Annotated in this window: 1 pseudogene; it reads right to left on the reverse strand. The window is 56.0% G+C overall.

The annotated features are described in order from the left end of the window. Window positions 1-332, reverse strand: a pseudogene (locus Q4563_RS17930) (hypothetical protein); the annotation flags it as partial.

Consider the following 332-nt stretch of genomic DNA (forward strand, 5'->3'; position numbering starts at 1 on the left):
GGAATCACGTGATCACCGACGGCTTCGATCAGCGTATAAGGCGTTCCGGTCGCAGTCAGTTGCGCGGCATAGTTAACCGGATCAGACGCATCGACGGTAGCCTGGTACACGTACAACAAGGATTCATAATCTGACCCGCCCTGGGTGAGATTAAAGCTATCCGGGTCGGTTAGTCCTGCCACAATCGTCGGGCCATAAGCGTCTGAGCTTTCCAGCATCTTCGCCAATCCGCCTCCGGGCACCCCGAACACTGCCGCTTGAATCGGATTCAGCGCGCTGTTGCCTGCTGCGTTAGCCGTCAGGGTATTGGCGTTATTAATCGCCACGTATTC

The organism is Gilvimarinus sp. 1_MG-2023 (genome assembly GCF_030548285.1).